The organism is Pedobacter cryoconitis, assembly GCF_001590605.1.
Classification (GTDB): domain Bacteria; phylum Bacteroidota; class Bacteroidia; order Sphingobacteriales; family Sphingobacteriaceae; genus Pedobacter; species Pedobacter cryoconitis_A.
This window is the reverse complement of record NZ_CP014504.1, coordinates 2,984,115-3,006,374: the sequence shown is the minus strand read 5'-3', so window position 1 is coordinate 3,006,374 and position 22,260 is coordinate 2,984,115. Positions and strand designations below refer to the sequence as shown.

General features: G+C 38.4%; 20 protein-coding genes. 17 read left to right on the top strand and 3 right to left on the bottom strand.

All coding sequences use genetic code 11. The features are described from left to right. Positions 1-196 precede the first annotated feature (196 nt). From AY601_RS12475 to AY601_RS12420, 12 genes are all read left to right on the top strand, one after another. On the top strand, positions 197-1,285 hold the full coding sequence (locus AY601_RS12475; protein ID WP_198163513.1) for a hypothetical protein: 1,089 nt from the start codon (positions 197-199) through the stop codon (positions 1,283-1,285). 136 nt (positions 1,286-1,421) lie between these two features. Beyond that, the gene (locus AY601_RS12470; protein ID WP_068401426.1) at positions 1,422-2,000 is read left to right on the top strand and encodes a hypothetical protein; all 579 of its coding nucleotides are present in this window, start codon (positions 1,422-1,424) and stop codon (positions 1,998-2,000) included. A gap of 9 nt (positions 2,001-2,009) precedes the next feature. After that, positions 2,010-2,594 carry a TIGR00730 family Rossman fold protein gene (locus AY601_RS12465; protein WP_068401425.1) on the top strand — a complete coding sequence of 195 codons (585 nt, stop codon included), beginning with the start codon at positions 2,010-2,012 and terminating at the stop codon, positions 2,592-2,594. Positions 2,595-2,697: 103 nt separating this feature from the next. Beyond that, positions 2,698-4,326 carry an acyl-CoA carboxylase subunit beta gene (locus AY601_RS12460; protein WP_068407494.1) on the top strand — a complete coding sequence of 543 codons (1,629 nt, stop codon included), beginning with the start codon at positions 2,698-2,700 and terminating at the stop codon, positions 4,324-4,326. Between the two features lie 19 nt (positions 4,327-4,345). Continuing rightward, positions 4,346-4,972 (top strand): toxin-antitoxin system YwqK family antitoxin, encoded by a 627-nt coding sequence (locus AY601_RS12455; RefSeq protein WP_068401423.1) that lies wholly within the window; start codon positions 4,346-4,348, stop codon positions 4,970-4,972. 117 nt (positions 4,973-5,089) lie between these two features. Beyond that, entirely contained in the window at positions 5,090-6,058 is a 969-nt protein-coding gene (trxB, locus tag AY601_RS12450; protein WP_068401421.1) for a thioredoxin-disulfide reductase, read from the top strand. Positions 6,059-6,559: 501 nt separating this feature from the next. Continuing rightward, positions 6,560-9,250, top strand: coding sequence for a glycoside hydrolase family 2 protein (locus AY601_RS12445; protein WP_084359235.1), 2,691 nt, complete (start codon positions 6,560-6,562; stop codon positions 9,248-9,250). Positions 9,251-9,273: 23 nt separating this feature from the next. Next, positions 9,274-11,193: a glucosamine-6-phosphate deaminase gene (gene nagB / locus AY601_RS12440; protein WP_068401418.1), complete on the top strand. Its 1,920-nt coding sequence runs from the start codon at positions 9,274-9,276 to the stop codon at positions 11,191-11,193. Between the two features lie 27 nt (positions 11,194-11,220). Beyond that, the gene (locus AY601_RS12435) at positions 11,221-12,483 is read left to right on the top strand and encodes a sugar MFS transporter (RefSeq protein WP_068401416.1); all 1,263 of its coding nucleotides are present in this window, start codon (positions 11,221-11,223) and stop codon (positions 12,481-12,483) included. A gap of 49 nt (positions 12,484-12,532) precedes the next feature. Beyond that, positions 12,533-13,951: a glycoside hydrolase family 125 protein gene (locus tag AY601_RS12430; protein ID WP_068401414.1), complete on the top strand. Its 1,419-nt coding sequence runs from the start codon at positions 12,533-12,535 to the stop codon at positions 13,949-13,951. A gap of 37 nt (positions 13,952-13,988) precedes the next feature. Continuing rightward, the gene (locus tag AY601_RS12425) at positions 13,989-15,875 is read left to right on the top strand and encodes a beta-N-acetylhexosaminidase (protein WP_068401411.1); all 1,887 of its coding nucleotides are present in this window, start codon (positions 13,989-13,991) and stop codon (positions 15,873-15,875) included. Between the two features lie 120 nt (positions 15,876-15,995). Continuing rightward, positions 15,996-16,619, top strand: a complete 624-nt coding sequence (locus AY601_RS12420) for a hypothetical protein (RefSeq protein WP_068401407.1) — start codon at positions 15,996-15,998, stop codon at positions 16,617-16,619. 21 nt (positions 16,620-16,640) lie between these two features. Here AY601_RS12420 and AY601_RS12415 read toward each other — a convergent pair whose 3' ends face one another. Continuing rightward, the gene (locus AY601_RS12415; RefSeq protein WP_068401405.1) at positions 16,641-17,240 is read right to left on the bottom strand and encodes a hypothetical protein; all 600 of its coding nucleotides are present in this window, start codon (positions 17,238-17,240) and stop codon (positions 16,641-16,643) included. After that, positions 17,227-17,724 carry an RNA polymerase sigma factor gene (locus AY601_RS12410; protein ID WP_068401403.1) on the bottom strand — a complete coding sequence of 166 codons (498 nt, stop codon included), beginning with the start codon at positions 17,722-17,724 and terminating at the stop codon, positions 17,227-17,229. The genes AY601_RS12415 and AY601_RS12410 overlap by 14 nt, the downstream gene beginning before the upstream one ends. A 172-nt stretch (positions 17,725-17,896) precedes the next feature. Between AY601_RS12410 and AY601_RS12405 the strand changes: the two genes are divergently transcribed. From AY601_RS12405 to rpmA, 4 genes are all read left to right on the top strand, one after another. Further along, on the top strand, positions 17,897-19,282 hold the full coding sequence (locus AY601_RS12405) for a dicarboxylate/amino acid:cation symporter (protein ID WP_068401400.1): 1,386 nt from the start codon (positions 17,897-17,899) through the stop codon (positions 19,280-19,282). Between the two features lie 39 nt (positions 19,283-19,321). Further along, positions 19,322-19,837 (top strand): hypothetical protein, encoded by a 516-nt coding sequence (locus tag AY601_RS12400; RefSeq protein WP_232324585.1) that lies wholly within the window; start codon positions 19,322-19,324, stop codon positions 19,835-19,837. A gap of 82 nt (positions 19,838-19,919) precedes the next feature. Beyond that, the gene (gene rplU, locus AY601_RS12395; protein WP_068401388.1) at positions 19,920-20,231 is read left to right on the top strand and encodes a 50S ribosomal protein L21; all 312 of its coding nucleotides are present in this window, start codon (positions 19,920-19,922) and stop codon (positions 20,229-20,231) included. A 59-nt stretch (positions 20,232-20,290) separates the two neighbouring features. Then, a complete protein-coding gene (gene rpmA, locus AY601_RS25330; RefSeq protein ID WP_084359233.1) occupies positions 20,291-20,680 on the top strand; it encodes a 50S ribosomal protein L27 in 390 nt (129 codons plus the stop codon). A 65-nt stretch (positions 20,681-20,745) separates the two neighbouring features. Here the strand turns inward: rpmA and AY601_RS12385 are convergent, their stop codons facing one another. Next, positions 20,746-21,102, bottom strand: coding sequence for a helix-turn-helix domain-containing protein (locus AY601_RS12385; RefSeq protein ID WP_068401381.1), 357 nt, complete (start codon positions 21,100-21,102; stop codon positions 20,746-20,748). A 190-nt stretch (positions 21,103-21,292) separates the two neighbouring features. Between AY601_RS12385 and AY601_RS12380 the strand changes: the two genes are divergently transcribed. After that, positions 21,293-22,258, top strand: a complete 966-nt coding sequence (locus AY601_RS12380) for a response regulator (protein WP_068401379.1) — start codon at positions 21,293-21,295, stop codon at positions 22,256-22,258. Positions 22,259-22,260: the final 2 nt, after the last annotated feature.

Here is a 22,260-nt window from a genome sequence, read left to right as displayed (position 1 = left end):
TTTTACAAAAACCCGAATTTTTTTTAAAGCATGCTATTGGTGTAACCATTAGCATGCTTTTTTTTGATTATGCTGTTCAGGTTTCAATTGTAATGGAATTGTTATTTCATATGGTGTAAGTTGGCTTCGCTTTTATGTTAATTAATTATTATTTTAGTGAACTGATTATCAGTGTTCAACATGAAACGATATGGAAATGAAAAATTTGAAATTAATTTTTACAATTTGCTTATTTGCCTTGATTACCTCTTGCTCTAAATCTAAGGATGAGGTAGTCGCCCCAACGCTGCCTCCGGTAGTTAAGCCAGACCCTCCAAAAATTACAAATATTTATGTAGCTGGCTGGCGGTATAACAGTAAACTGGTTCCGGTAGCTACCTTATGGAAAAATGGGGTTGCAACTGAGCTGACTGATGGAACAACTAATTTAGCACAGGCATATTCTGTTTATGTGAGTGAGACTAATGACGTTTACGTTACAGGGAAAGATGGTCTTAAAACCGTATTGTGGAAAAATGGTGTCGCTACAGTACTGAGCAGCGAGCTTTATTCCGGTGCCTATTCAATTTTTGTAAGCGGTACTGATGTTTATGTAGCTGGTTTTGATCACGGATTTGCTGTGGTCTGGAAAAACGGAGTAGCTGTTAAACTGGCAAGCGGGCCAAAGTTTTCAAGAGCTTACTCAGTTTACGTGAACGGTAACGATGTTTATGCAGCAGGTTATGAATTCCTGGAAGGCCGTAAAACTGCTGCTACCTTATGGAAAAATGGGGTTGCTGTCAGGTTAAGCGATGGAACAAAACATGCTGTTGCCAAAGCTGTTTTTGTAAGTGGAACTGACGTTTATGTAAGCAGTGAAGAGAATATAGATCCAGAAGATGGTAATCTTCCCGGAAATCAAGGTATAGGCTCAACGCCTTTATCAAAATCTGTAGTTAAAATATGGAAAAATGGGGTGACTGATAACTTAACTGATGGCACAAAGCAAGCTATCGGCAACTCTCTTTTTGTAAATGGCAGCGATGTTTATGTTGCAGGTTACGAAAATGACGGTATTACCTGCACAGCTAAATTGTGGAGAAATAAGATAGCCGCTAACTTAGTCTCTGGTTCATATGAAAAGATAGGAATGATTACAGCAAATTCTGTATTTGTAAATGACAGTGATGTCTATGTTGTTGTTAATGAAGGTGGGACAGCTAAAACATGGAAAAACCTGTTTTTTGTCCAGGAAATCAATTCAGAGAGCGGGGGAGCTACAGCACTTTCTGTCTTTGTAAAATAATATATCAGTATATTTGCGATGTGAGGGCTGGAATGAGATAATTCATCCGCTTTGAAATTGTTTAAATCACTTCAGTGCTTTTTCATAAAAAGGATTGAAGTGATTTTTTATTATACTATATATAGCATAGAATCTGATGAGAATAGAAATTGAAGTACCTGTTGCGGGTGTTTATATAAGTGATTTTGATCAAATAGCAAAACCTGCTTTTTTGGAAGAATCGGAAGACGGTGTTAAGTTATCATTCCTTGGCATTGAGGCCTTAAAAAGTTATCAGTCAGAATTATTGGCTGAGGATGAGGCAACAGGATTTGAAGGACGTAATGAAACACGCGCTAAAATTAAGAAGGAATTGAAAAAGGCGATATCAGAGAACCTGGCGATCATGGATTCAATCAGAAATTACGCTGAGGCTTTATTTACTTTCGTTTATGACCGGGAAGGCCATAGAGAAGATAAAAAACAGATTTTGAATAACCTGATTGAAAATATCACTTTTACTGAGAACGGTCTGGAACTGGAAGAGGCTGTTAAAGAGTCAACTTATGAATTGGGACCACTGGTTTTAAGTTATAAACTTACTTTTAAGAATTACTCTTTTAATACTTTGGATTTTGATTTCCAGGCTATTAAAGAACAATTGGTTGCTGATCTGGCGAATTTGAGAGATGCATTTATTGCAAATACTAAAAAGCCTAAAACTGATACTAAATAATTTTTTTGAATGAAATCGATTTGTGTTTATTGTGGTGCTAATTTTAACGGCGACCCTGTTTTAAGAGCGGCTGTAGAAAATTTGGCGCAGGCATTTGTGGATCATAATATCCGCCTGATTTATGGTGGAGGCAGTGTGGGTGTAATGGGGATTATTTCGGAAGAAGTGTTGAACCGTAAAGGGTTGGTAACTGGTGTAATTCCCCAGTTTTTACTGGATAAAGAGGTTGGGAATTTAGAGGTTACCGAACTGATTGTTACCGAGAATATGCATCAGCGTAAGCAAAAGATGGCCGATCTTTCGGATGGTTTTATTATCCTTCCTGGTGGCTTCGGGACTTTGGAAGAGTTTTTTGAAGTACTGACCTGGTTACAGTTAGGATTACATAATAAGGCTATTGGTGTATTGAATGTTGGTGGTTTTTACGATCATTTATTTGCGCAGCTGGATGTAATGGTTGCGCATAAATTGTTGACGCCAAATAACAGGAAACTGGTTATTGATGCCACAGAGCCAGTTGAGTTACTACAAAAAATGATGGACTTTAAAGTTGCACCTGATTCCGTTTGGTTTGAGGATAGAAACTTGAGCTAATCAACCAATATATAATGTGTCTTATTGACAATAAGGGCGATTTTATCTTGTAAAATTTGCATTTCTCTTTCTATAATTTGGTAGAATGGCTTATCTTGCCCGAATGAACATCGAATTCAACAAAAACGAAGATATTAATAAGCAGCTGGTATATGAACTTAAAACAAAGCTGAAGAAAATATTTGCTGGAGGGGGAGAAAAGAGCGCGGCGAAGCAAAAAGAAAAAGGTAAAATGCTGGCCAGGGAAAGAGTAGCTTACCTGATCGATAAAGAAACAGAATTTTTGGAGATAGGGGCCTTTGCTGCTGACGGTATGTATGCAGAACAAGGAGGCTGTCCATCTGCCGGAGTAATTTGTGGGATTGGTTACGTCTCTGGACGTCAGTGTATGATTGTGGCTAATGATGCTACTGTGAAAGCAGGAGCTTGGTTCCCAATGACTGCCAAGAAAAATCTCCGTGCGCAGGAAATTGCGATGGAAAACAGACTTCCGGTAATTTATCTGGTAGATAGTGCCGGGGTTTATCTGCCGATGCAGGATGAAATATTTCCTGATAAGGAACACTTTGGAAGAATGTTCAGGAATAATGCCATGATGTCTGCGGATGGAATTGTACAGATTTCTGCAATTATGGGTTCTTGTGTTGCTGGTGGGGCATATTTGCCAATCATGAGTGACGAGGCTATGATTGTAGAAGGGACTGGCTCTGTTTTTCTTGCGGGTTCTTATTTGGTGAAATCTGCCATTGGTGAAGATGTTGACAATGAAACATTGGGTGGGGCAACCACACATTGTGAAATATCTGGTGTTACAGATTACAAGCAACCCAATGACCAGGCCGCACTGGATAGCATCCGGAATATCATGAGTATGCTGGGGGAACCTCAATCGGCTGGTTTTAGCCGGGTGAAGCCTCAGGAACCAAAATTAAATCCTGAGGATATATTCGGAATTCTGCCTGAAAACAGGGAGAAACAGTATGATATGCATGAAATCATTTACCGCCTGGTAGATAATTCAGAATTTGAAGAATATAAAAAAGAATACGGTCAGAGTATTATCTGCGGTTTAGCCAGGATAGATGGCTGGGCTGTCGGTATTGTTGCGAATCAGCGGAAAGTAGTCAAATCTAAAAAAGGCGAAATGCAGTTTGGTGGTGTAATCTATTCTGACAGTGCGGATAAATCGGCACGGTTCATCATGAATTGTAACCAGAAAAAAATCCCTTTGGTTTTCTTACAGGATGTAACAGGTTTCATGGTAGGCAGCAGATCGGAACAGGGCGGAATTATTAAGGACGGCGCAAAAATGGTGAATGCGGTAGCAAATTCTGTAGTCCCTAAATTCACGATTGTAATTGGTAATTCTTATGGCGCGGGTAATTATGCGATGTGTGGTAAGGCTTATGATCCACGCTTGATTTATGCCTGGCCAAGTGCTAAAATTGCGGTGATGGGTGGATCTCAGGCTGCAAAGACTTTGTTACAAATTCAGGCAGCTTCACTTAAATCAAAAGGAGAAACGATTACTCCGGAGAAGGAAGCTGAATTGCTGAAAGAGATTACTGATCGCTATGATAGCCAGACCACTCCTTTTTATGCAGCTTCCAGGTTATGGGTAGATGGAATTATTAATCCGCTGGAGACCCGTAAGGTTATTTCCATGGGAATTGAAGCGGCAAATCAGTCCCCGATAAAAAGACAATTCAATGTTGGAATTATCCAGACCTAGTCCCTAACTTTGTATAACAATGAAACGGATACTTGTTTGTTTTCTTCTTCTGTTTGCTGGGTTAAGTAGTTATGCCCAGATCAAAACGATTTTGCTTGATGGTAAAGATCAGCTTACGCTGGATTCAACTCAGGCAGTAACTTATGCTGTGCTGGGTAAAATTACCGGAGATACGGTTTATACTTTTAAAAAGTATGATTTTAGCGGTGTATTGTTGGCTTCTGGTTCTTTCAGGGATGATAATATGGAAGTCCCTGTTGGTAAATTCGTTTATTATAACTGGATTACCCCTGAAAATAACAATAGAAATGATGGCTTTGAGATCAACGGAAAAGAAAGATACATTGAACTGATTGGTGCGTACCGGAACGGAAGACGTGATGGCCGCTGGATTAGTTTTTATCCTGACGGTAAAATGAAGCAGATCATTACTTTTGCGCAGGGGATTATCCACGGGTCTTATAAAGCTTTTGATAGCAGGGGTGAGGAGCAGTTATCTGGTATATATACCAATGGAAAAAAAGAAGGTACCTGGACACTCAACGGTGGTAAACAGGAAAATGAGTACGTTAATGATCAGCTGGTTTCTACTTTAAAAGGTAAAAAACTCCGCGAAAAGCAGGCAGAGCGTGCCAGGACGAATTAATCGCTTTAGGTTTTGTGCATCCCGCTTTAAAACTTAATTTCGTACATTAAAAAGAATATAAGATCACCTGTAAAACTTACGGGTGTATAAGCTATCATAATATTAATAAATAAATAGATGAATACTTCTCAAGAAATAGAACACGTTCAGTGTCTGATCATAGGTTCAGGGCCGGCAGGTTATACTGCTGCAATTTATGCTGCCAGAGCAGATTTGAAACCTGTGTTGTATACCGGAATGGAAGCTGGAGGACAATTGACGCAGACTACTGATGTTGATAATTTCCCGGGTTACCCTAATGGAATCATGGGCCCTGAAATGATGGAAGATTTCCGCAAACAAGCAGAACGTTTTGGTTCAGATATCCGCTTTGGTTATGTAAGTTCAGTAGATTTCTCTGCTACACCGCATAAGGTTGTGGTGGATGAGATTAAAACTATTACTGCCGATACGGTAATCATCTCTACTGGTGCTACTGCAAAATGGTTAGGTTTACCTAGTGAGCAGCATTACAATGGTTTTGGAGTTTCTGCATGTGCAGTATGTGATGGATTCTTCTTCAAAAATCAGGATGTGGCTATTGTAGGTGCAGGAGATACTGCTGCTGAAGAGGCAACTTACCTGGCTAAATTATGTAAGAAAGTATATATGTTAGTACGCCGTGATGAATTCAGAGCTTCTAAAGCAATGGTTCACCGTGTATTAAATACGCCAAATATTGAAGTGATCTATAATTCTGAGGCCAAAGAAGTTTTAGGAAATGGTAAAAATGTAACTGGTCTGAAAATTTTAAATAACAAGACTGGTGAAGAAAAAGATCTGGAAGTAGAAGGATTCTTTGTGGCTATTGGTCATAAACCGAATACTGACATCTTTAAAGGCTGGTTGGAAATGGATGATACAGGCTATCTTAAAACTATTCCCGGAACAACAAAAACAAATATTGAAGGTGTTTTTGCTGCTGGTGATGTTCAGGATCATTACTATCGCCAGGCAGTAACTGCTGCGGGTTCAGGTTGTATGGCAGCGCTGGATGCAGAACGTTATCTTGCGGCTAAAGAACATGAAGTGAAAGCTGTTTCTTAAACAGGGTATCATCCAATTGATATTGGGCCCGTTAGTTTTACTGACGGGCCTTTTTGTGTTAAAAATTAAATTTGTATTAATAGATAAGGTTGATTAATTGTTATAATCATATTACAAGGCTTAATATCTGCCTTAAAAAACACTGCCTTAGTGTTTTATCTTTCAAACATCTAAATAAATGACTTGTTGTGTTTTGTATTCTCCATATTTTATTATAATTTCATCAATTTAATAAGCTAAAGCGATTTAACAACGTGTTTGGTATTAGATTTTTAAATAATTTTAGGGTATTACGGTATTTAATTTACTGTTAATATAAATCATTATAAAATGCAATTCTTTTAAAGACCAGCTTCTTCATTTTTTTTGAATGATCTTCTGCCTGGTTACGTTCTTTTTGCTGTCAGAACTTCTTGTTTGACAGCAATTCTTCATCCTATGAAAAAATTTGAACATATTTATACCATTATATTAAAAACCAAATAAATACACAAATCCGTAATGTCAAAAACCACCAAATTCCGATTGCTCAAAATGCTGTTTTCCTTACTGATCTTGTTTGCAACATTCAATCAGTCATCAGCTCAAGATCAATATGAACTCAATTCGGGCTGGCTATGTATGCCATCTACTCAAGTAAAAGCAAAAGGCACTGAAATCTCTAACGCTACTTTCTCTTTGTCAGGCTGGAAAAAAGCAGTAGTTCCTGGAACTGTACTCACGACCATGCTGGAAAATAAAGAAGTGCCGGATCCTTTTTTTGGAATGAATAATAAACTGATTCCTGATATTTATGAAACAGGAAGGGACTATTATACTTACTGGTTCACAAAAGATTTTAAGGAAGCAATTCCGGGAGCTGATGGCCAGGTGTGGTTGAAGTTCAGAGGAATTAACTACAGTTGTGATATCTTCCTGAATGGTAAGAAAGTAAATGACAAACCTTTCAAAGGAATGTACCTTCGGAAAACTTTTAACATTACCTCATTGCTTTCTAAAAGCGGAACCAACAGGTTAGCAGTAATCGTTTATCCTCCCGATGAAGTGGGTAACCCAAATGGCGGACAAGGTGGTGATGGAACTATTGCAAAAGGTGTAGCCCATCAATATACTGCCGGATGGGACTGGATCCGTCCAATCAGAGATAGAAATACTGGAATCTGGGATAAAGTATATATTGAAAGAACAGGCGGTGTAAGTTTGGATAATCCACATGTGGTTACCCTTGTACCTGGAAAGCGTGAAGCTTCCGGACCACAGCAACCTGCAATTATCAAGGTTTCTGCTGAACTTAAAAATACAACTGCCAGACCTGTAACAGGGAACCTGGTTTATACGATGGGTGGACAGAAGGTGACCAAATCGGTTACCTTGAAGCCTAACAGTACCAATGAAATCAATCTTCCTGAATTAAGTTTCGCCAATCCTAAATTATGGTGGCCTGCTGGTTACGGTAAACAGGATTTATATGCTTTAAAAATCAGCTTTTTAGAAAAGGGTACTAAACTTTGTGATAGCCAGACTGTAAATGTAGGGATCAGAGAGATTCAGACAGCATGGAATGTGACCACTAAAAGTAAAGAAGTTTTAGTCAACGGACAGAAGATATTTATTAAAGGGGGTAACTGGATCATTTCTGATGCGATGCTTCGCTTTACGGATGCCAGATATGATACAGAAATCAGGTATCACCGTGATATGAACCTGAACCTGATCAGAATCTGGGGTGGAGCTTTAATTGAGCGTCCTGAGTTTTACCAGGCTTGTGATAAATATGGAATGCTGGTTTTACAGGATTTCTGGATGTCGGGTGATTGTAACGGCAGATGGGAAGATCCAATGAAACTGGAAGATCAATGGAAACGCAGAAAATACCCTGATGACCATCATTTGTTTCTTGAATCGGCTACAGACATGATTAAAATGGTACGTAACCATGCTTCTTTAGCTATCTGGTGCGGAGGAAATGAGATTACCCCACCAGATGATATCCTGATTCCATTACGTGATTCAATTCTACCAAAACTAGATGGTACACGCTGGTTTATTGATTATTCAAATTCAGACAGCATGTCGTTGAATACAATTGGTGGAAATGGTGACGGGCCTTATACAATCCAGGATGTAAGCACATTCTGGAAAGACAGAACTTTCCCTTTTAACTCTGAAGTAGGCTCCGTAGGTGTTGGAGATCTGGAATCTCTGGAAAGATTTATTCCTAAGGCTAATTTAATAGCGCCTGTTTATATAACTCCGGAAAAACGTGAAGCAAAAGGGCCTTCTGAAAAAGTTGATTCTGTATGGGATTACCACAACTATCTGGGAGTAGGTTATGAGCAACATATTCTTCCTTATGGCAAGCCTGCGGATGTTGCTGATTTTGCAAAGAAAGCACAATTGGTAAACTATGATCAGTACAGAGGATTAATGGAGGGTTTCAGCGCACACATGTGGGAATGGTATACTGGAGTAATTATCTGGAAAACACAGAATCCATGGACTTCGATGCGTGGACAGATGTATGATTATTACCTGGACCCGAATGCTTGTTTATTTGGTTTACGTTCTGGAAGTGAGCCATTACACGCTATGTATAATCCTGTAGATGGGATGCTGATGGTGGTCAACAATGGCTTTAAAGGCAAACAAAACATCATGCTGGACGCCAGGGTATTTGATATGGACGGAAAAGAGACTTCTTTAACTAAAGTATTCTGTTTCCTTGATCCGGCAAGTACTAAAAAGGTAATGTCAGTTAAAAAGATTGTAGATGAACTTTCGGCTAAAAAAGGTTCATTCCTTTCTTTACAGTTACTGGATGAAAATAAAAACTTGTTGAGTACTAATTTATACTGGTTAGCCGATAGTAAAGGCGGTTATTCAGGACTGAATGAATTAAAAGGTTCTGCACTTAAAATGACTGCAAAACAGTTGAAAAGCGGACAGATTGAAGTTTCTTTAAGCAACCCGGCCAATGGCCCTGTTAGCTTTTTCAACAGAGTTTCCCTGGTGAATGCACAAACTAAAAAAAGAGTTTTACCGGTATTTTATGAGGATAACTATTTCTCTATCCTTCCGGGGGCAGACAAAAAAATCATTATAGATTATCAACCTGAAAAAGGTGCTTCACTGCCAATGATCACTTTAACCAACTATGTTGGACAGGAACAAACCATCCAGATTAATCCCTAGAACCAAACCTCACAAATATAAACATGTCAAGATTAAATTTATTAGAAGAGACGAGATACGAAAAGTTGCCGGTCAGTGTTTACGCTGATGAACAAACTGCAAGTATTGAAGTCGCAAAAAGAATTTCATCTCTTATGCTGTCAAAACAGGAAAAAGGAGAACAGGCTGTTTTAGGCCTTGCTACCGGAGCCACTCCTGTGAAAGTATATAAAGAGCTGATCCGCCTGCACAAAGAAGAAGGGCTTAGCTTCAGCAATGTGGTGACTTTTAATCTGGATGAGTATTATCCAATGAAACCAGGATCGAATCAAAGTTATGTTCGTTTCATGAATGAAAACCTTTTTGATCATATTGATATTAAAAGGGAAAACATTAATATCCCGGATGGTGAATTAAAGAGAGAAGATATTGAAGATTTCTGCTTGAAGTATGAGCAGAAAATCAGCAGTTTTGGCGGTATTGATTTACAGGTGCTGGGGATAGGAAGAACGGGCCACATTGGTTTCAATGAACCAGGATCTGCCCCTAATTCAGGAACGAGATTAGTAACATTGGATGAGTTGACCAGAAGAGATGCTTCCCGTGATTTTGGTGGAGTAGCCAATGTACCCACCAAAGCCATTACAATGGGTATAGGTACTATTTTTAAGGCCAAGGAAATCATTTTGATGGCCTGGAATGAGAAGAAAGCATCGATTGTAAAAAAAGCTGTAGAGGGAGAATTGTCTGCTGATGTACCGGCTACTTATTTACAATTATCACCTCATGTAGAATTTATTCTGGATCAGGATGCTGCCTCTTCATTGACCCGTTTTGATACACCATGGTTAGTTAAAGATTGTGCCTGGACTGATGAGCAGGTTACCAAGGCCGTGATCTGGTTAGCAAAAACATTAAACAAGCCTATTCTGAAGTTAACTGAAGATAATTATAACAATAATGGTATGGCACAACTGGCTATTTTACGTGGCCCGGTGTATCAGATCAACATTCATATTTTCAATAAATTACAACACACAATCACTGGCTGGCCGGGTGGTAAACCGAACGCAGACGATAGCCAGCGTCCGGAACGTGCAGAGCCCGCATTGAAACGTGTGATCGTTTTCTCTCCGCATCCGGATGATGATGTAATTTCTATGGGCGGTACTTTTATCCGCTTGGCAGATCAGGGGCATCAGGTGCACGTTGCTTATCAAACCTCAGGTAATACTGCGGTTTGGGATGATGATGTATTGCGTTTCATGGAATTCAATATAGATTTTGCAGAGTCAAGAGGTGAGGATGCAAAAGCTTTGAAAGATACTTACAATGACATGCGTAATTTTATCAGTGCAAAATTACCTAATCAGACAGATCCGGAAGAAATCCGTACGGTAAAAAAACTGATCCGTAAAGGTGAGGCAATTGCCGGGGCAAGATTTGCTGGTGTAATCGATGAGCGTATCCATTTTATGGATCTTCCTTTTTATGACAGAAGCAAGTTTCAGAAAGATGTGAGTTTTGAAGATGATATTGTGCAAACGATGGAATTGCTACAGGAAGTAAAACCGCACCAGATTTTTGCTGCAGGTGATTTTGCAGATCCGCATGGCACACATAAAGTTTGTTTCAATATTTTAGTAGAAGCAATGACCCGTTTGAGAAAAACAGAGAGCTGGACAAAAGATTGTTGGTTATGGTTATACAGAGGTGCATGGCATGAGTTTGAAACCCATGAAATTGAGATGGCTGTACCACTTTCCCCACAAGAAGTGGAAAGAAAGAAACTGGCTATCTTCAAACATCAGTCGCAAAAGGACCTGCCTGTTTTTCCGGGTGAGGATTCAAGAGAATTCTGGGTAAGGGCAGAAGCACGTACGCAGGAAACTGCCAGGGCTTATGATCAACTTGGACTAGCTGAATATGAAGCTATGGAAGCATTTGTGAAGTGGAAGTTTTAATTGCTTAAACCTAAACCCTAATATTCAATGACAACAACAGCTAAAAAAGGAATGCCACCTATTATTATAATTGGTGCCCTATTCTTTATTTTCGGATTTGTAACCTGGTTAAATTCAGTGTTGATCCCTTATTTGAAACTCGCTTGCGAGCTCAATAATTTTGAGTCTTACCTGGTTGCGTTTGCGTTTTATATCAGTTATCTCGTAATGGCTATCCCATCTGCCAGTGTGCTTAAAGTTACAGGTTATAAAAAGGGAATGGCTTTGGGGCTTGTCGTGATGGGGATTGGAGCACTGGTTTTTATTCCGGCAGCATTGACCCGTACTTATGGTTTGTTTTTACTGGGATTATTTATCCAGGGAACAGGGCTTGCTTTATTGCAAACGGCTTCTAATCCTTATATCACGATTCTGGGGCCTGCTGAAAGTGCAGCGAAAAGGATCAGTATTATGGGGATATGTAATAAAGTGGCCGGTGCAATTGCACCGATCGTTTTGGGCGCTATTGCTTTAAAGGATGCCGATGGTTTTCATGACCGCTTGCTTTTGATGAATCCGGCAGAGAAAATCGCTGAGCTGAATGCATTGGCATCAAGAGTAATCCTGCCTTATGTAATCATTATTATTGTACTGATTATTTTAGCTGTACTAATCTACTTTTCAACTTTACCGGAAATAGATACAGACCAGGAAGATGAAGCTGTTTCGCAGGCTACTGCCGGTAAAACAAGTATCCTGCAATTTCCTCACTTGTTGTTAGGTGTAATGACTGTTTTCCTTTATGTAGGGGTAGAAGTAATGGCTGGTGATACAATTATCAGTTATGCGCATTATCAGGGCATCCCACTTTCCACAGCTAAGTTTTTTACCACTTTTACTTTAATGGGAATGATCCTTGGTTATCTGATCGGTATCATTTGTATCCCAAAATATATCAGCCAGGAAAATGCGATGAAATGGTTTGCAGTACTTGGTATTGTATTGACTGTAATTGCGATATTTACTACGGGTTATACTTCCGTTCTGTTTATTGCTTTGCTTGGTCTTGCAAATTCGCTGGTCTGGCCGGCAATCTGGCCGCTGGCGCTTTCCGGACTGGGCAGATTTACTAAAATAGCCTCTTCTTTATTAATTATGGGTATCGCGGGGGGAGCAATCATTCCGCTTTGTTATGGTGCGCTTGCAGATGCGTTAAATGCACAGCAAGCTTACTGGATCATGGTTCCTTGTTATGCATTTATCTTTTATTATGCAGCGACAGGATATAAAGTAAAGAGCAAAACGTATTAAATTATAATAAGCGCCTGCCCGGAGGCAGGCGTAATAACACCAAATATAGATGAACAGAAAAGATTTCATTACCAGTACAGGTTTGCTTACTGCTGGTTTGTTTTTGAGTAAGGATTTAAGCGCATTTGAGTTAGCTTATCCAAATGTAAGAGTACCGTTGAATAAGAGAAAATTCAGTAGTCCGGCGGTAGAAAAAGCGATTCTTAAATTTCAGCAGAAGGTTTCTGATAAAGAGTTAGGCTGGTTATTTAATAACTGTTTGCCGAATACGCTGGATACGACAGTTTCCTTTGCGATGAAAGATGGCAAACCTGATACTTATGTGATCACCGGAGATATTGATGCAATGTGGCTTAGAGATAGCTCTGCGCAGGTATGGCCATATCTTGCTTTTATGAAAGAAGATAAAAAATTACAACAGTTAGTTGCAGGGATTATCCATCGTCAGGCACATTATGTAATTAAAGATCCTTATGCGAATGCATTTTACAAAGATGGAGAACAGAAAAGTGAATGGGCAGGTGACCATACCGATATGCAGCCTGGTGTTCATGAACGTAAATGGGAAATAGATTCGCTTTGTTACCCGATGCGCCTGGCTTATAATTACTGGAAAATGACTGGTGATGCTACGCCGTTTGATGAGGAATGGAAGACCTCTATCCGTACGATCCTGAAAACTTTTAAAGAGCAACAACGTAAAACAGGTTTGGGACCTTATCATTTTCAACGTGATACAGCTAAGCCAACAGATAGTTTACCCATGGCGGGGTATGGCTTCCCGGTAAAACCTGTAGGATTGATCTGTTCGATGTTCAGACCGAGTGATGATGCTACAATCTTTCCTTTCCTGATTCCTTCTAACTTTTTCGCGGTAGTGAGTTTAAAACAAGTGGCAGAAATGTTCAGGGCAATTTTCAAAGAAGAAGCTTTTGCTGCTGAACTGAGTGCTTTGGCAACAGAAGTAGAAACTGCAATCCAGAAATATGCAGTAGTTGAACACCCTGTTTATGGAAAAATTTATGCTTTTGAAGTGGATGGATTTGGCAACGTAAACTTGATGGATGATTCGAATGTGCCAAGTTTACTTTCTCTTCCTTACCTGAATGCAGTGCCTGTAACAGATCCTATTTATCAGAATACCCGAAAATTTGCGCTATCAGAACATAATCCATATTTTTATAAAGGGAAAGATATAGAGGGGATTGGTGGTCCGCATGTAGAGCAGCAGGATATGATCTGGCCGCTGAGTATTATTTGCAGAGGACTGACCAGTACAGATGACGAAGAGATTAAACAATGTATTGCTGCCTTGAAAAAAACGCATGCTGGTACTGGTTTTATGCATGAGTCTTTTAAAAAGGATCATCCTGAAATTTTTACAAGACCATGGTTTGCCTGGACGAATACGATCTTCGGTGAGTTTTTATGGGAAGTGTTTTTAGCACGCCCGCATTTATTGAGCTAACCAAACAATGAACCAAATATAAACTTTAATCAAAATCATGAAGAAAATCATTTCAGGGCTTATTCTGGCCTGTGTCACGCTGAGTGTAAGCGCACAGACGGATGAAAACTTAGGTATTATACCTGCACCGGTATCAGTAGAAAAAAAGGCCGGTGTATTTAAACTGGACAAAACTGTGGTACTGGTCTCCAATGAAACCTCCAATGCGGCAACGGCAGATATCTTGAATGCTTATATCGCCAGTCAGGGCGGTTTTGCATTGAGACCGTCTCAAGCAGCGGCCACTAATGAGCGTGCTATCGTATTAAGTTCTGTTGGCGCTGAAAAATTGCCAGTTGAAGGTTATGAGCTCCAGGTTACTGCCCGCAATATTACGGTTACCGGAAAAGGGGCTGGTCTTTTTTACGGTGTGCAGTCACTGATGCAAATGATGCCGGAGAAGAAGGGTCAGGAAATTGATGTACCTGCCAGTATCATCAAAGATTATCCAAGATTCCAATATAGAGGAATGCACCTGGATGTAGGAAGACATACTTTCCCTGTCTCTTTCATTAAGAAGTATATTGACTTGATGGCAGCTTATAAACTGAATAATTTCCACTGGCATTTGACAGAAGATCAGGGCTGGAGAATAGAGATTAAAAAGTATCCTAAGCTGACCACTGTCGGCGCAGAAAGAAATGGTTCTGTTGTAGGCCATCATCCTGGAGTGACTTCTGACAATACACCTTATAAAGGCTTTTATACACAAAATGAAGTGAAAGAAGTTGTTGCTTATGCGACAAGAAAGTTTGTGACTGTAATTCCTGAAATTGAATTACCAGGTCACAGTTCAGCAGCAATCGCGGCTTATCCCCAGTTGAGCTGTTTTCCGGACAGAGATACCTTTGTTGATCCTAAAACACCTTGGGCTGGCTCAAGAAAAGGTAAACAGGTACAGCAGCAATGGGGTGTTTTTGATGACGTATTTGCACCAACTGAATATACTTTTAAATTCTTAGAAGATGTTTTAGATGAGGTAATGGTCTTATTTCCTTCGAAATATATCCATATTGGGGGGGATGAAAGTCCAAAAGAATACTGGAAACAATCTCCTTTCTGTCAACAGCTGATTAAAGAAAAAGGTTTGAAAGATGAGCATGAACTGCAAAGTTATTTTATTCAGCGTATAGAAAAATATATCAATTCTAAAGGAAGATCTATCATTGGATGGGATGAGATTTTAGAAGGTGGATTAGCACCAAATGCGACAGTAATGTCATGGCGTGGGGTTGAAGGTGGTATTGCTGCTGCAAAACTTAACCATGATGTAATTATGACGCCGGGAAATCAAGGTTTATACTTTGACCATGCACAGTCAAAATCAAGTGGTGAGCCTGTTAATATTGGCGGAAATTCACCTTATTCGGTCGCTTATGCCTATGATCCTGTTCCAGAAGTTTTGTCAGCAGATCAAAAGAAATATATTAAAGGTGTACAGGCTAATTTATGGACAGAATATATTGAAAGTCCTGAGAAAGCAGAATATATGATTCTACCAAGAATGTTCGCTTTAGCTGAAATTGCATGGTCTCCATTAGATAGAAAGAACTTTAAGAACTTTTCTGAAGAAAGAATCCCATTGCACTTAGCACGTCTGGATAAAACAAACACGAATTACTGGGTCCCGGTTCCGGTAGGCCAGTCTGATCAGCAAATTGATGGCGAAGATATTACTGTTGATTTGAAAGTACCCGTTCAGGGAGCTAAAATCTATTATACTTTAGATGGAACCACTCCATCTGATGTTTCTAATCAATATCGTTCTGCATTAAAAGTCAATGTACCTAAGGGCACTAAACTTTTATTGAAGACCGTTGTGATCACGCCAAAAGGAAAACGAAGTGTAATTTCAGAAACTCCTTTAAATAACGGAGCGAAGTAATTTCTCTTTTATTCCTTGCAATATAAAGCCTGTTTGAAATTCATCATTTGAATTTTAAACAGGCTTTATATTTGGTTAAAACGCTTTTTTAGTATAAATTGCTAAAATAAAATGAACAAAATGAGACGAAAACTATATATTTTACAGCAGTCTGCACTTTGTGTGGGATTGTTATTTTTGTTTGCTTGTAAACAGGATCAGCCGATTAAAATTTCTCCGGCAGCCGATGTGAAGGCTGTGGCTAAAAATACCGCAGGAACTTTTCCTTTTCATAAGGATATCGTGATCAAACCAGGACTTCACTTTGAAGTATTAAGCTGGGGGAGAGGAGTGGATAGCCTGGGTGGCTACCTGATCCTGATGTCCGATTCAACAAAAAATAATTATAAATCTCTCTCTGTAGAACGCGATGGTATAATTACAGATGCCTGGAATATGGATATGGACAATGATGGTAACCCGGAATTGTATATCGAATTGCTGAGTAAAAAGAACGTCAGAGATCTTAACGTTTATGAATATAATGGCAGCTTTAATAAAATCAGCTTTCCGCCTTTAAGCGCTAAAATGAAGAAGATTTATGGTGGGAATGATAAATTTATCCAAAAAAACGGAGAGTTGTTCAGGTCATTTCCTATTGTTAATTCTTCGGATAGTACGCAGAAGAATGGTGCAGTGAAAATGCTGCATTACGGGTTGAGAGGAAATAGCTTTTCTGTAGATGAAGTTAAAGAACAAGAGTAATCCTCTTGTTCTTTAAGCTAATTAAACGGATTCTTTAAACTGCGCACTGATTCTTTCAAATTTCTCAATTAAAAGGTCAATGCGCTCTTTTTCTTTATTCATATAAGATTTACGCAGGATGGTTGCACAGAAGCCCATCCAGATTACTGTAAATAGTACGATTGCGATTTGTACCCAGGTATTCAGGTGGTTCAGTGTTTCAAAGAAGAAAAGAATGAAACCAACTGATACTGCTGCGGCATAAAACCAGTAAAGCTTATTGTACAAATTGAAACGGCTTAACTGGTATTCATGAAGTTTTTTCAGAAATGCCCCTGGATGTTCTGTGAAATCGTTCCGGGAAATCAACAGGTGTTCTCTGTATAATAAAACCGTATAGATCGCTACTGCACTTACGATAATTCCGATTCCTAAAAATGTAGCCCACGAGCTGAAATCAAAATAAACCAGTAAGGAGCTGATCGCCAGGAATGATATAACCATTCCGCCAATATTAAAGAGCGATTTGGTTCGAATGGAATTCACCTCTTTTTTTGCCTGATCCAGCATCTCTTCTGAAGTGATTTTTACCTCCACAGAATGTGATTGCCAAAGAGACTGTATATGTTCAAATTCTTGCATGATGATTGTATAATTCGGTGAGTTTTTGTTTAATCCTGTGAATCTTAACCCTAAGATTTCCTTCGCTGATTCCTGAAATATCCGCTATCTCATGATAAGGAAGTTCATCAAGAACCATAGTAATAATTAAACGGTCGTTTTCTTCTAATTTGGATATTGATTTATATAAAAGAGCCACCTGCTCATTTTTTTCAGAGAATTCTTCTACTCTGTTCTCAATAATATTTTCCGTTAGTTCGTCCTTTGCCTGTCTTTTCTCCGAACGGAGATAAGTTAAACAAGTGTTTACTGCGATCCTGTAAATCCAGGTCGAAATTAATGATTTCTGCCTGAATTTATCAAGATTTTGCCAAACCTTAAGGAAAGTCTCCTGTAAAAGATCATTTGCAGACTCAGCATCACCTGTATAGCCATAGCACAAATGGAATATTTTCTTGGAGTTAGTATCGAAGATTTGCTTAAATAAGATGTCTTTCTGATCCAATTGAGTCGTTATTTTTGTTATTTGACACGGTTAATAGTAAAATGTTACAAGGCTAAAATGTTTTTAAATGCAATATAGCATTTCCACAATACTATAAAAACGGAGTGCCCGATTCTGAAAATAAGTTTATTATTGTAGTTTTACGCTCGGAAAAAACACTCAACCAAATATAATGTCAAAAAACAACAGATTAACATTCTTTATATTTTTAGCACTGGTACTAGGAGTTATCTTAGGATATGTATTAAATGTAAACTCATTTGATACCTATAACAATAAGATTACCAGTGCAGATGCCCAAATTAAAACTTTAGATATAAAGATTGGCGAGAGAACTGATACAGCATCTGTACAGTACTTGCAACTGAAGACACAAAGAGCAGAGCACGTTAAAATAAGAAGAGATAACGAAACTGAAAGAGAGAAAAAGCTGGAACCACTTACTTTATTAAGTGATATTTTTCTAAGGTTAATTAAAATGATCGTTGCTCCTCTGGTTTTTACCACACTGGTAGTTGGGGTAGCTAAAGTAGGGGATATTAAAGCGGTAGGAAGAATTGGCGGTAAAACCATGCTTTGGTTTATGAGTGCTTCCTTATTGTCTTTATTCCTGGGAATGATCATGGTCAATATATTCAGACCGGGTGAAGCGATGAATTTGCCACTTCCAAGCAGTCATGAGGATACTGGGATTCATAAAGTGGCTTTATCGATGAAAGACTTTATTGCACACATCATCCCAAAAAGTATGACTGAAGCAATGGCAACCAATGAAATCCTTCAAATTGTAGCTTTCTCCCTGTTCTTTGGGGTCGCAACTGCTGCTATTGGTGAAAAAGGTAAAATTATCATTGAATTTTTTGATTCAGTTGCTCATGTAATTTTAAAAGTGACGGGATACGTGATGAATTTTGCCCCATTTGCGGTATTTGGTGCGATGGCAGCGATAATTGCAAAACAGGGTTTAAGTGTTCTTTCTACTTATGCTTTATTTATTGGAGAATTCTATTCCACGATGCTGCTGTTGTGGCTGGTACTGATTATGATTGGTTATCTTATTCTCAAAGGAAGAGTATTCAACCTGATGAACAGGATGAAAGAACCCGTAATTGTTGCTTTTAGTACAGCAAGCAGTGAAGCGGCTTATCCGAAAACGATGTTGCAGCTGGAACGCTTTGGCTGTAAAGATAAAATTGTGAGTTTCGTATTACCATTAGGGTACTCGTTTAATTTGGATGGTTCAATGTTATATATGACCTTTGCGTCCTTATTTATTGCACAGTCTTACGGGATACATTTATCGTTTCAACAGCAAATTACTATGCTGCTGATCCTGATGCTGACCAGTAAAGGTATTGCAGGTGTTCCAAGGGCTTCGTTAGTAGTTATTGCAGGTACTATTGCAACTTTTAATATTCCTGAAGCAGGACTGGCCTTATTGATTGGTATTGATCCTTTGCTGGATATGGGCAGGTCAGCGACAAATGTAATTGGTAACAGTCTGGCAACAGCTGTGGTCAGCAAGTGGGAGGGAGAGCTTACAGGGCCTCTGGATTAGATAAGTTAAGAATGCAAGACCAATTAATATAGATTAAAAATGATGAGTACCAACGCGAAAAAAATATTTCTACTGCTCACTATTGTAGTTCCTTTTCTGGCCTACTGTGTGTTTTATTATATGCCTATTATTAAAAATGCGCCCTTCAGATCGGATGAATTTGTCTCTTTTCAGTTCAAATGGGGAGCAGGTAATGACCTGGTGAATTCTTATGATTCTGCTACAGGGGACTATCAGTACCTGAATTCAAAAGATTCGCTGATCAAAACCAATGTGAAGTTAAGACAGAATGATATCATTTATATTCATAATAAGGCGAGCGAGATTGGATTCTGGAATTTTCCTGATGTCATTGCCAATGCCGGAACTGACCTTAATAAATCTAAAGTACTGCGTTATGTGATGCAGTTTAACTATAAACGTAAAACTAAAAAGGTGATTTTTGTTACTGATTATAGTGATATCGCTAAATTACGGGATGTGGCCAAGCAAATGAAGACCCTTTTGGAGCAGAGTATCAATGATGCTGAAGAAAGATATACTAAGAAAAAGTAAATCATTATGAATTTATAAATATATATTCTATATTTGCACCTCGATAAAAAAATAAACAATTTAAAATACTAATTATTTAACAATGTACGCAATAGTAAATATAGCAGGACAGCAATTCAAAGTTGCAAAAGACCAGCACCTTTTTGTACACCGTTTGCAAGGAGATGAAGGCGCTAGTATTGAATTTGACAATGTATTGTTGGTTGAAGACGGAGGTAATATCTCTGTTGGTGCCCCTTTATTATCAGGAGCTATCGTTTCAGCTAAAATCGTGTCTCATTTAAAAGGCGATAAAGTAATCGTTTTCAAAAAGAAACGTAGAAAAGGTTACAAAAAGAAAAATGGCCACCGCCAGTATTTCACAAAAATCCAGATCTCTGGTATCAGTTTATAATTAGTTGTTAAACAAAAATTATCAGTTTTACACTGTTAGTTGATAAAATATAAAACAAAATGGCACATAAAAAAGGAGCCGGTAGTTCGAGAAACGGACGTGAGTCTCATAGTAAACGCTTAGGTATCAAAATTTTTGGTGGTCAGGAAGCAATTGCAGGAAACATCTTAGTACGTCAACGCGGAACTAAACACCATCCTGATAAAGGCGTAGGTATTGGTAAAGACCATACTTTATTCGCTCTTGTTGCTGGTACTGTAGTTTTCAGAAAGAAACAAGATAACAAATCTTACGTTTCTATCTTACCTGCAAGTGTAATTAGCGAAGTTGTTGAAAAGGCTGTTCCTACTGTAAAAGTAGAAGCTGCTGCTGCTCCGGTAGCTGAAGAACCTGCTAAAAAAGCACCAGCTAAAAAAGCTGTTAAAGCTGACGCTGCTCCGGCAGAATAATCTTTAAAAAATTAAATAAAAAAGCCGCAACGTTTTCGTTGTGGCTTTTTTATTGACCCTTATTTTTAAGATACGTCAATTTTTATTTTAAGACTTTGAAGTTCGTTTTCCAGTTTTTCTAAACACGAAGAGAAATTTTTAAGCGTGGTCTCCAGTTCATTCATTAAGCTTGCTACCGGAAGTACTGCTTGTGGCCCGTTGTTATCTTCTCCGTGTAAGAGCCATTCATAACTCTTCTTATAGTGCCTTGAAAGCGCACAAAGCGTATTAAATGTAGGGTATTGATTGCCAAGCTCAATTTGAGAATAATTACTCCTGGATAAATTCAATAAATTTGCTACATCAATCTGAGCATAAGCTCTTTCTAGTCTTAATGACTTAATCCTCTTCCCTAATATTTTCTTTGATAGAATTTCTTGCATAAATAATATATTTTTTGTTGGTTTGTGACTTTATTCTATTGGTGTAAAAAAGACAATTATCGATCCATTACATCTTCAAACATAATTTGTTTATCTTTATACGAGGATTTCGAGTTTAAAGTAGGATGTTAAATGTTAAAAAAAAATTAAATGAGTGCTTGTATTTGTGTCATACTAAAGGAAATCAACTATGAAGCTTAGTGCTTACTGTGATTGTTACACAGATAACTCTTATTTTCTTTTTAATAAAAAAAATCACATTACTTTTTTTAATATTCATTCCATAGAAAAAATAGGGTATTTTTTAGCCAAAAATCCCACTATTGGGGAATCTTTTGTGGAAATCATTTCACAAAAGTACGAACGAACGTTTTCTAAGCTTGTAGCAGAGTGCTTTGAAGGGAAGGTTTTCAGTATAGAAAAGCGCTTAAAGGTGAAAGGTATGGATGATGTCTTGCTACAAATCGTCCTTACACCGGTTTTTATTGATCCTGAGAATCCGCAGGTGGCTTGTACTATTATTGACAGCAACAGAAAATCTAACCAGATGAAACTGCTGGATGAGTACTCACACCTTGCTTCACATGATCTGCGCGCGCCGATAACGAATATCTTAAGTTTGTCCAGCCTGATGAATTTCCCGGATATGGAATTGTTTGATACGAGAAAGATCAAAGAATTATTGAGAGATATTAACTTTCAGGCAGAAAAACTGGATGATATTATTAAAATGCTGAACAGTCTGATCAATAAAGAACAGGAGGCTGATGATTTTATTGCAGAATCTACCAGGATAGCTTCCAAACATATTATGCTGATTGATGATGACTCGCTAACCAATAAACTGCATCATATGATCATTACCAAACACAACAAAAATAAAAGAGTAGTGCAGTTTGGAAGTTCAATAAGTGCGCTCGATTATTTGAAGCAAAATAAGCCTGATTTAATTTTACTCGATCTGAATATGCCGGAGATTGATGGCTGGACGTTTTTAAAGCTCCTGGAGGAACAAAAGCCAGATATTGATGTAGTTATCATCTCTTCTACAATTGATCCCGCAGAACGTACAAGAGCGCAGTCTTACAGGTCAGTTAAGGATTTCCTGACGAAACCCTTAACCTATGAGAAAATTAAACATCTGGTAGACAATTAGTA